The sequence below is a fragment of the Mycobacterium sp. E2238 genome, assembly GCF_001672665.1.
Lineage (GTDB): Bacteria > Actinomycetota > Actinomycetes > Mycobacteriales > Mycobacteriaceae > Mycobacterium.
This window is the reverse complement of record NZ_LZKF01000232.1, coordinates 1-9,918: the sequence shown is the minus strand read 5'-3', so window position 1 is coordinate 9,918 and position 9,918 is coordinate 1. Positions and strand designations below refer to the sequence as shown.

Genomic DNA, 9,918 nt, shown 5'->3' with positions numbered 1-9,918 from the left:
CGGCTTCTACTCCCTGGTGGTGCCCCCGGGCTCACCGATCCACAAGTTCAGCGACCTGGCCGCCGGCCAGCGCATCGGCGTCGTCCAGGGCACCGTCGAGGAGTCATACGTCGTCGACACCCTGCATCTGCAGCCGGTGAAGTATCCCGGCTTCGCAACCCTGTACGCCAGCCTCAAGACCCGGCAGATCGATGCGTGGGTGGCGCCAGGAACGCTTGCCTCGACCGTCGTTCGGCCGCGCGATCCCGCGGTGACCGTCGCGAATACTTTCAGCCCAGGCAATTTCGTGGCTTACGCGGTCGCCAAGGAGAACAAGCCGCTCATCGACGCGCTGAACTCCGGGCTGGACGCGGTGATTGCCGACGGCACGTGGGCCAAACTGTACTGCGACTGGGTGCCGCGCACGCTGCCGCCGGGATGGAAGCCCGGGTCGAAAGCGGCGCCGGTCCCGAATCTGCCGGATTTCGCCGCGATCGTCGCGAGCCAACACCGTGCGCCGACAGGTCCGGCCGCGCCCAAATCGGCGCTGGCCCAGTTGCGCGATTCGTTCTTCGACTGGGAGATGTACCGCCGAGCCATCCCCGTTCTGTTGACGACCGGGCTGCCCAACACTTTGATCCTGACCAACAGCGCCATCGTGATCGGCCTGACACTCGGGATGGTGCTGGCCATGGCGGGCATCTCGCACCGGCGCTGGCTGCGCTGGCCCGCGCGGGTATACACCGACATCTTCCGCGGCCTGCCCGAAGTGGTGATCATCCTGCTGATCGGGATGGGCATCGGGCCATTGGTCGGCGGACTGACGAACAAAAACCCTTACCCCTTGGGAATAGCCGCGCTGGGGTTGATGGCCGCCGCCTACATCGGCGAAATCCTGCGCTCCGGAATACAAAGCGTGGACCCCGGCCAGTTGGAGGCATCCCGCGCGCTGGGGTTCAGTTACACGACCGCGATGCGGCTGGTGGTGGTGCCGCAGGGAATACGGCGGGTATTGCCGGCACTGGTGAATCAATTCATCGGGTTGTTGAAGGCCTCCGCGCTGGTGTACTTCCTTGGCCTGATCGCCGATCAACGGGAACTCTTTCAGGTGGGCCGGGATTTGAATGCCCAGACCGGCAGCCTCTCACCGTTGGTGGCCGCCGGCCTCTTCTACCTGATGTTGACCATTCCGTTGACGCATTTGGTGAATTACATCGACGCGCGCCTGCGCCGGGGCCGGGGCTCCCCCGACCTCGACGACAATGCCGAGCTGCTGGCGACGAAGTTCGGCCAGGAGATCACGTGAGCGCCCCGGCCCGTCGGTCGGTTTCGTTGGCCGCCAAGGATATTCACCAGACACTGGGCGGGAACAAAGTGCTGCGTGGCGTCGATTTCGAGGCTCCGGCGGGCACCACCGCCGCGGTCATCGGGCCGTCCGGCTCGGGCAAGTCGACGCTGCTGCGCACCTTGAACCGGTTGTACGAACCCGATAGCGGCGACATCCTGCTGGACGGGCGATCGGTGTTACGCGATGATCCCAACGAACTACGACAGCGCATCGGCATGGTGTTTCAGCATTTCAACCTCTTCCCGCATCTGAGCGTGCTGAAAAACGTCGCGATGGCGCCGCGCAAGCTGCGGCACCTGCCGGCCGAAGAGGCCCGCGACCTGGCGCTGAACCAATTGGAGCGAGTTGGCCTGAAGCACAAGGCCGATGCCCGGCCCGGCATGCTGTCCGGGGGGCAACAACAACGGGTAGCCATCGCCCGCGCGCTGGCCATGGCGCCCCAGGTGATGTTCTTCGACGAGGCGACTTCGGCGCTGGATCCGGAAACGGTGAAAGGGATTCTGCAACTCATCGCCGACCTCGGCGCCGACGGCATGACGATGATCGTGGTCACCCACGAAATGGGCTTCGCCCGCTCGGCATCCGACGCCGTGGTCTTCATGGATCGCGGCAAGGTGGTGGAATCCGGGCCCCCGGAGCAGATTTTCGAAGCCGCGCAGACGGAACGGCTACAGCGCTTCTTGTCCCAAGTACTTTGACGGCCCCGATGCTACTAATTAGTAGGCTTAGCTACCTTGTACGCGCCTGATATAGCGTTAGACTCCCCGTTTATGGCGGACAGCGAATCCACCGCGGCCGACGTGACCGAGCTTGCGGAAGGTTTGCACCGTGCGCTGTCCAAATTGTTTTCGATTCTGCGGCGCGGAGACCCGAGCGGCACCGCGGCCGCCGGCGAATTGACGTTGGCGCAACTGTCAATTCTGGTCACCTTGCTGGATCAGGGGCCGATTCGGATGACCGACCTGGCGGCCCATGAACGGGTGCGCACTCCCACCACCACCGTGGCGATCCGCCGGCTGGAAAAGCTCGGCCTGGTGAAACGGTCGCGCGACCCGTCCGACCTGCGGGCGGTGCTGGTCGACATCACCCCGCGCGGGCGTGCCGTGCACGGCGAGTCCCTGGCCAACCGGCGCGCCTCGCTGGCCGCGATGCTCAGTCAACTGCCCGCGTCCGACCTCGGCACCCTGATGCAGGCGTTGGCGCCGCTCGAGCGGCTGGCCTGCGGCGAACCGGCGTCCGCGCCTGCCGGTGAGTCACCCGCCTGCAAAGAGGCGTGAAAGTACCTGCGATTCAATGATTTTGGCGGAGCCCGTAGACTGCGGTGCATGCCAACTGCACTCATCACCGGCGCCGGCGGCGGTATCGGTTCCGCGATCGCCACGGCGCTAGCCCCCACTCACACTCTGCTGCTGGCCGGTCGGCCCTCCGACCGGCTCGACGCCGTTGCCCAGAAACTGGACGCGACCACGTTCCCACTGGACCTGACCGACGTTGCGGAGATCGAGGCCGCCTGCGAGATCGTGGACGAACTCGATGTGCTGGTGCACAACGCCGGGGTGTCGATACCCGGTCATGTCGCGGATTCCGACGTCGATGAGTGGCGCGCCACCTTCGCCGTGAATGTGCTTGGACCGGTAGGACTTACGCTGGCGCTGCTACCGGCGCTGCGGAGTGCCCGCGGCCAAGTGGTCTTCATCAACTCCGGTGCGGGGCGCAACGTTTCGCCCGGCATGGCCTCCTACTCGGCCAGTAAGTTCGCGTTGCGCGCCTTCGCCGACTCGCTGCGCGCAGACGAACCGCAGCTGCGGGTGACGACGGTCTACCCCGGCCGCACCGACACCGAAATGCAGCGCGAACTCGTCGCATTCGAGGGCGGGACTTACGACCCGGCGAAGTTTCTCAAGCCGGAAACCGTCGCGGCGGCGGTCGCCAACGTGGTGGCGACGCCGCCCGACGGCCACGTCCACGAGGTGGTGCTGCGGCCCGCGGGCCGGTGACTCGCGACCCGCTAGACGACGAGGTTCACCAGCCGGCCGGGGACCACGATCACCTTGCGGGGATTGGCGCCCGCCAAGAATGCCTGGACCTTCTCATCCGACAATGCCGCGGCCTTCAGGGTGTCCTGATCGGCGTCGGCCGCCACCACCACTCGACCACGCACCTTGCCGTTGACCTGGACCGGGTATTCGACGCTGTCGTCGACCAGGTAGGTCGGATCGGCCTGCGGGAACGGACCGTGCGCCAGCGACGTGGTGTGGCCCAGCCGCGCCCATAGCTCCTCGGCCATATGCGGGGCCAGCGGCGCCAACATCAACACCAGCGGCTCGACCGCGGCCCGGGGAACGGCGTCGCGGTGCTCTTTGGTGAGGTGGTTGGTGTATTCGATCAGCTTGGCCGCCGCGGTGTTATTGCGAAGTGCGGCATAGTCTTCCGAGACCCCCGCGATGGTGCGGTGCAGCGCCCTCAGGGTGTCGGTGTCCAGCTCCTGTTGTCCGGCCACGTCGAGCACCCGGGTCTGGCCGGTGTGCTCGTCGACCACCAGTCGCCACACACGCTGCAGGAAGCGGTGTGCCCCGACGACGTCCTTGGTGGCCCACGGGCGAGATGCCTCCAGCGGACCCATCGACATCTCGTACACCCGCAGCGTGTCCGCGCCGTATTCGTCGCAGATCTCGTCGGGTGAGACCGAATTCTTCAGGCTCTTACCGATTTTGCCGAATTCCTGAAAGACCTCGATCTCGCCGCCGGGGCTGGGATGGAAGAATCGTCCCCCACGCTCGACCACCTCGTCGGCCGGGACGTAGGACCCGCGCGAGTCGGTGTAGGCGAAAGCCTGGATATAGCCCTGGTTGACCAGGCGGCGGTACGGCTCCCGGGAACTGACATGGCCCAGGTCGTACAACACCTTGTGCCAGAACCGCGCATACAGCAGGTGCAGCACCGCGTGTTCGGCGCCGCCGACATACAGGTCGACACCGCCGGGATCCTGCGGGCCATGCTCGGCCGGCCGCGGACCCATCCAATAGGCCTCATTCTCCTTATCGCACAACCTTTCCGAATTGTGCGGATCGGTGTAGCGCAGTTCGTACCAGGAGCTGCCGGCCCACTGCGGCATCACGTTGGTGTCGCGGGTATAAGGCTGTAGACCGTCGCCGAGATCCAGCTCGACGTGCACCCACTCGGTCGCCTTGGCCAGTGGCGGGGACGGCTCGCTGTCGGCGTCGTCGGGGTCGAACAACACCGGCGAATAGTCGGGCACATCGGGCAGCTCGACCGGCAGCGCGGACTCGTCGAGGGCGTGGGCGCGTCCGTCGCGGTCGTAGACGATCGGGAACGGCTCGCCCCAGTAGCGCTGCCGGGCGAAAAGCCAGTCCCGCAGCTTGAATTCGATCCGGGCCCAGCCGCGACCGTCCGCCTGCAGGCGGGCGGTGACCGCTTCTTTGGCCGCCGACACGTCCATTCCGTCCAGGTAGCCGGAGTTCACCAACACGCCGTCGCCTGTGTACGCGGACTCCGAAATATCGCCCCCGGCAATGACTTCCACGATGGGAAGGCCGAACTCATGGGCGAAGTCCCAGTCGCGCTGGTCGTGGCCGGGGACCGCCATGATCGCGCCGGTGCCGTACCCGGCCAGGACGTAGTCGGCGATGAAGATTGGCACCGGCTTGCCGTTGGCGGGATTGGTGGCGTAGCTCCCCAGAAAGACGCCCGTCTTCTCCCTGCTCTCCTGACGCTCGAGGTCCGACTTCGCCGCGATCGCCCGCCGGTACGCGGCGACGGCCTCCCCCGGCGTCGCGGCGCCGTAAGTCCATCGGGCGTCGGTCCCCTCGGGCCAGCTCGTGGCGACCAGCCCGTCGACCAGGTCGTGCTCGGGGGCCAGCACCAGGTAGGTGGCGCCGAACATGGTGTCCGGCCGGGTGGTGAACACCTCGATGTCGACCGTCTCGCCGCTGGCGTTGATCGCCGAGAACAGCGCCCGGGTACCGGTGGAGCGGCCGATCCAGTTGCGCTGCATGGTTTTGACCGGCTCCGGCCAGTCCAGCAGCTCCAGGTCGTCAAGGAGCCGGTCGGCGTAGGCGGTGATACGCATCATCCACTGCCGCAACCGTTTCCGGAATACCGGGAAGTTGCCGCGGTCGCTGCGGCCGTCGGCCGTGACCTCTTCGTTGGCCAACACCGTGCCCAGGCCCGGACACCAGTTCACCATCGAGTCGGCGCGGTAGACCAATCGGTGGGCGTCTATCACGTCGGCCCGCTCCCCCGCCGACAGCGTGGCCCAGTCCCGTTGGTCGTCGAGGCGCCGCGCGCCGGAGTCGAATTCGGAGATCAGCTCGGAGATCGGTCGGGCCTTGCGGGCCGCGGTGTCGAACCAGGCGTTGTAGATCTGCAGGAAGATCCACTGCGTCCACTTGTAGAACTCGACATCGGTGGTCGAGAAGCTGCGCCGGCTGTCGTGGCCGAGGCCCAGCCGACCCAGTTGACGCCGGAAGTTCACGACGTTGGCTTCAGTACGGGTGCGCGGATGGGTGCCGGTTTGTACGGCGTATTGCTCGGCGGGCAGCCCGAACGAGTCGAAACCCAACGCGTGCAGGACGTTATGTCCGGTCATCCGGAAATAGCGGGCGTATACGTCGGTGGCGATGTAACCCAGCGGATGGCCGACGTGCAGTCCCTCGCCGGAGGGATAGGGAAACATGTCCTGCACGAACAACTTGTCGGCGGGGACGGGGCTGCCGTCCGCCGGAGCCAACGAACCGACCGGGTTGGGCACGTTGAACGTCCCGAGCTTCGCCCAGTTCTCCTGCCAGGTGCTCTCGATACGGCCCGCCAGCGCCGCGGTGTAGCGATGCGTCGGCGCATCGGGGTCCGTCTGAACGGCACCGGAGTTGCTCTCGGCGGCGGTGGTCGGGGATTCGGTCACCTGAACAGGGTATAAGGGACGCCTCGAGCCGACCGCCGGCCACAGGATGATCTCGGTTCCGTTGCGCACCGATCAGGGGTTCATCCCAGCTGTATTTCGAGCCTATCCATGGCCTTTGACCTGTAGTTACAGTCGGCCTCTAATGACCTGGCAGTGCGCCATTGGAAGGACCGAGGCAGATGATTGAGATCGTCCCCGCCCGCCGTGCGCTCCTCGGGGGTATGGTCGCCGGCCTGATCGGCATGGCGGTTGTCACGGGCGCCCAGGCATCGGCAGACCCCTTACTTCCCGCGCCATCACCCGCTCCCGCCGTCCCGGCGCCGCAGAACGTCGCAGCCGCGCCCGGGCAGGCGCCGACCAACCGGTTCCTTGCCGCCCCGCCGGCGCAGAATCCCGTCGCATCTCCGACGGCCCCGGGTGCAACGGTGCCCGCGGCGGCCGCGCCCGCCGCGCCGGTGGCCCCCGCGGTCACTCCGGCTCCGGCCACCTCCGGGACCATCCGTGAATACCTGCAGTCGAAGGGCGTCAAGCTCGAGGCGCAAAAACCCCAGGACCTCAAGGCACTTGACATCACCTTGCCGGTGCCGGCCCGCTGGACTCAGGTGCCCGACCCGAACGTGCCCGACGCGTTCGCAGTGATCGCCGACCGGCAGGGCAGCAGCATCTACTCGTCGAATGCCCAAGTGGTGGTGTACAAGCTGGTCGGCGATTTCGATCCTCGCGAGGCCATCAGCCACGGCTACGTCGACAGCCAGAAGCTGCTGGCCTGGCAGCCCACCAACGCCTCGATGGCCGATTTCGGCGGCTTCCCGTCCTCGATCGTCGAAGGCACATACCGCGACGGCGACATGACGCTGAACACCTCGCGGCGCCACGTCATCGCCACCTCGGGGCGCGACAAGTACCTCGTGTCGCTCGCGGTGACCACCGATCGTGCGGTAGCCGTCGCCGACGCACCGGCCACCGACGCCATCGTGAACGGCTTCCGCATCACCGTTCCCGGGGCCCCGGCGCCGGCGCCGGTCCAGACCCCGGCGGCCTCGCCGGTCGGGCTGACCCCGGCCCAGGCTCCCGCCCCGCAGGTTCCCGCTCCGCAGGTTCCCGCCGCGGCTCCGGTCGGCCAGCTACCGGCCACCGCTCCGGTCGGGCAGGCGCCCGCCACAGCTCCGGTTGCTCAGGCTCCCGCCGTGGCTCCGCTCCGGCAAACATCGGCAACGGCTCCCCCGGTGGGCCTCCCCCCGGCGCCGATGCCCAGCCGTCAGCCCACGCCGAACCTGTTAGCCCTGGTCCCCGGCCTCCCCCCACTCCCCAATTTCTCGTTCTTGCAGCACTGAGCGGTGCCGCGGCTCCGCTGGAGCCCACTGAGCGGACCGGTGTCCGGGCTCGTATTGTGAGGCCATGCTTATTGCGGGAGTGCTGTGCATGTGTGCGGCGGTGGCCTCCGCCGGGTTCGGAACTTGGTCGTTGGCGCGCACCCAGAACGTCGACCCGACCTCGCTCGCGCTGCGGTCCATGGCCCCGGCGCAACTGGCGGCGGCGATCATGCTGGCCGCGGGCGGTGTGGTGGCGCTGGCAGCCTCCCCACACACCGCACTCGTGGTGTTGATCGTCTGTGTCGCGGGCGCCTTCGGAACGGTGGGCGCCGGGTCATGGCAGAGTGCGCGCTTCGCGTTGCAGCGAGAGGCGGCGGCGCCCGGCTGCGGGGGAACCTGCGCCGGCTGCACGCAGTCTTGCCACTGAAGCCCGCTGGACCCCCGCGGGCGGGGGAGGGGCGCTAGTTGCGGCTCAGGTCTATCGGGTGGGTGGCAAGCAACGACAAGGGCAACGGCTGGCGGCGCAGCACCTGCGCCCACAGGTCGGACCTCGCCCCCGCCAAAACGTCAGATGGCAACGCGGACAAGACGATCCAGTCGTCGCGTTCGATTTCACCTTCCAGCTGCCCAATGGTCCAACCGGAGTAGCCCGCGAAAATCCGGACGCCCTCCACCATGGGAGCGATCGTGTCGGGGTCGGCGTCGAGATCGACCATCACCACCCGGCCATCCACATGCCGCAGCCCGGCCACCCCTTGCGGATCCGCGCCAACCCGCAACGCCGCCAGGCATAGCGCCGCGTCCCGCTTCACCGGACCGCCGATGAACATCGTCTTCGGCTTGGCCGCCAATTTGGTCCACTGCGGCAGCACGTTGTACACCGCGGTCTCGCTGGCGCGGTTGAGCACGACCCCCAGCGTGCCTCCGTCGTTGTGTTCGACGATGTAGATCACGCTGCGCCGAAAAGTCGGCTCGAACAGATCGGTGTTGGCAAGCAGCAACGTCCCCGCGCGCACCCGCTGCGCGGCCGGCGCGACATAGTCCTCTGGGTCCTCGGGCGGCGGCACCCAACCATCATCGCATCCGGCGCCTGCCGCCCGGGGGAATCGAGCGCGGGGCGCGAAGATTTGTACTGTTGGTACGTCGGCTCGGACGGTGACGAGCTTGCTAGCCCCAACTTTGGAAGTCGGTTTCGTGATCCAATCCCGGATGCACTCAAGCGCACCCGTCGAAATCTGGCGGTCGGTACGGGGTTTGCCAGACTTCTGGCGGCTGCTGCAGGTGCGCATGGCGAGTCAATTCGGTGACGGCCTGTTCCAGGCCGGTCTGGCCGGAGCGTTGCTGTTCAATCCGGACCGTGCCGCCGATCCGATGGCCATCGCACGGGCGTTCACCGTGCTCTTCCTGCCGTACTCGCTGCTGGGGCCGTTCGCCGGCGCGCTGATGGACCGTTGGGACCGGCGGCTGGTGCTCGTCGGCGCCAACGTCGGCCGCCTCATCCTGATCGCCGCCATCGGCACGATCCTCGCCGTGAAAGCCGGCGACCTGCCGCTGTTGTTGGGCGCGCTCTTCGCCAACGGCTTGGCCCGGTTCGTCGCGTCCGGGCTGTCGGCGTCGCTGCCGCACGTCGTGCCCCGCGAACAGGTCGTGACCATGAACGCCTTGGCCAACGCGTCCGGGGCCGTCGCCGCCTTCATCGGTGCCAACTTCATGCTGGTTCCGCGGTTCCTGGTCGGTGCGGGCGACAAGGGCGCCTCGGCGATCATCTTCCTCACCGCGGTCCCCGTGTCGATCGCCTTGTTTCTGTCGCTACGGTTCGGTTCCCGCGTGCTGGGCCCCGACGACACCAAGCGGGCGATCCACGGACCGGTCCTCTACGCCGTGGTCACCGGCTGGCTGCACGGTGCGCGTACGGTCGCACAGCGACCGACGGTCGCCGCCACGCTGTCGGGCCTGGCCGCGCACCGAATGGTGATCGGCATCAACTCGCTGCTGGTCTTGCTCCTGGTGCACCACCTGACCGACCCCGCGGTCGGGGGACTGGGTACCGCGCTGGTGTTTTTCGGTGCCACCGGCTTGGGCGCTTTTCTGGCCAACGTGCTGACCCCGCCGGCGGTTCGTCGCTGCGGCCGCTACGCCACGGTCAACGGTGCGCTCGCGGCCTCGGCGATCATCGAGGTCGCCGGCGCGGGCTTGCTGCTACCGATCATGGTGGGGTGCGGCTTCTTCCTCGGTGTGACCGGCCAGATGGTCAAGCTGTGCGCCGACTCGGCAATGCAGATGGACGTCGACGACGCCCTTCGCGGGCACGTGTTCGCGGCGATGAAAGCCACCCAGAACAGCGCGTCTTGGACGGC

The 9,918-nt window shown here is 67.3% G+C and carries 9 protein-coding genes; 7 read left to right on the top strand and 2 right to left on the bottom strand.

The window, feature by feature from the left end; genetic code table 11:
- The 4 genes from A5711_RS21285 to A5711_RS21270 all read left to right on the top strand — a co-directional run.
- Positions 1-1,285 (top strand): ABC transporter substrate-binding protein/permease (locus tag A5711_RS21285; protein ID WP_067950024.1); only part of this gene is annotated, 1,285 nt, incomplete at its 5' end.
- Positions 1,282-2,025, top strand: coding sequence for an amino acid ABC transporter ATP-binding protein (locus A5711_RS21280; protein WP_067950018.1), 744 nt, complete (start codon positions 1,282-1,284; stop codon positions 2,023-2,025). The genes A5711_RS21285 and A5711_RS21280, both read left to right, overlap by 4 nt.
- 72 nt (positions 2,026-2,097) lie before the next feature.
- Entirely contained in the window at positions 2,098-2,604 is a 507-nt protein-coding gene (locus A5711_RS21275; RefSeq protein WP_067950016.1) for a MarR family winged helix-turn-helix transcriptional regulator, read from the top strand.
- 48 nt (positions 2,605-2,652) lie between these two features.
- Positions 2,653-3,324, top strand: a complete 672-nt coding sequence (locus A5711_RS21270; protein WP_067950013.1) for an SDR family oxidoreductase — start codon at positions 2,653-2,655, stop codon at positions 3,322-3,324.
- A gap of 11 nt (positions 3,325-3,335) precedes the next feature.
- On the opposite strand, the gene leuS is transcribed toward A5711_RS21270, so the two are convergent.
- Positions 3,336-6,248 carry a leucine--tRNA ligase gene (gene leuS, locus A5711_RS21265; protein WP_067950022.1) on the bottom strand — a complete coding sequence of 971 codons (2,913 nt, stop codon included), beginning with the start codon at positions 6,246-6,248 and terminating at the stop codon, positions 3,336-3,338.
- 179 nt (positions 6,249-6,427) lie between these two features.
- Here leuS and A5711_RS21260 point away from each other — a divergent pair, with 179 nt between their 5' ends.
- Both A5711_RS21260 and A5711_RS21255 read left to right on the top strand, forming a co-directional pair.
- A complete protein-coding gene (locus A5711_RS21260; RefSeq protein WP_067950011.1) occupies positions 6,428-7,582 on the top strand; it encodes an LpqN/LpqT family lipoprotein in 1,155 nt (384 codons plus the stop codon).
- Positions 7,583-7,646: 64 nt separating this feature from the next.
- Positions 7,647-7,988 (top strand): hypothetical protein, encoded by a 342-nt coding sequence (locus A5711_RS21255; protein WP_067950009.1) that lies wholly within the window; start codon positions 7,647-7,649, stop codon positions 7,986-7,988.
- A 34-nt stretch (positions 7,989-8,022) separates the two neighbouring features.
- Here the strand turns inward: A5711_RS21255 and A5711_RS21250 are convergent, their stop codons facing one another.
- Positions 8,023-8,628, bottom strand: a complete 606-nt coding sequence (locus A5711_RS21250; RefSeq protein WP_067950007.1) for a YqgE/AlgH family protein — start codon at positions 8,626-8,628, stop codon at positions 8,023-8,025.
- 142 nt (positions 8,629-8,770) lie between these two features.
- On the opposite strand from A5711_RS21250, the gene A5711_RS21245 reads away from it, so the two are divergent.
- The coding region (locus A5711_RS21245) for an MFS transporter (RefSeq protein ID WP_067950020.1) at positions 8,771-9,918 on the top strand (1,148 nt) is incomplete at its 3' end.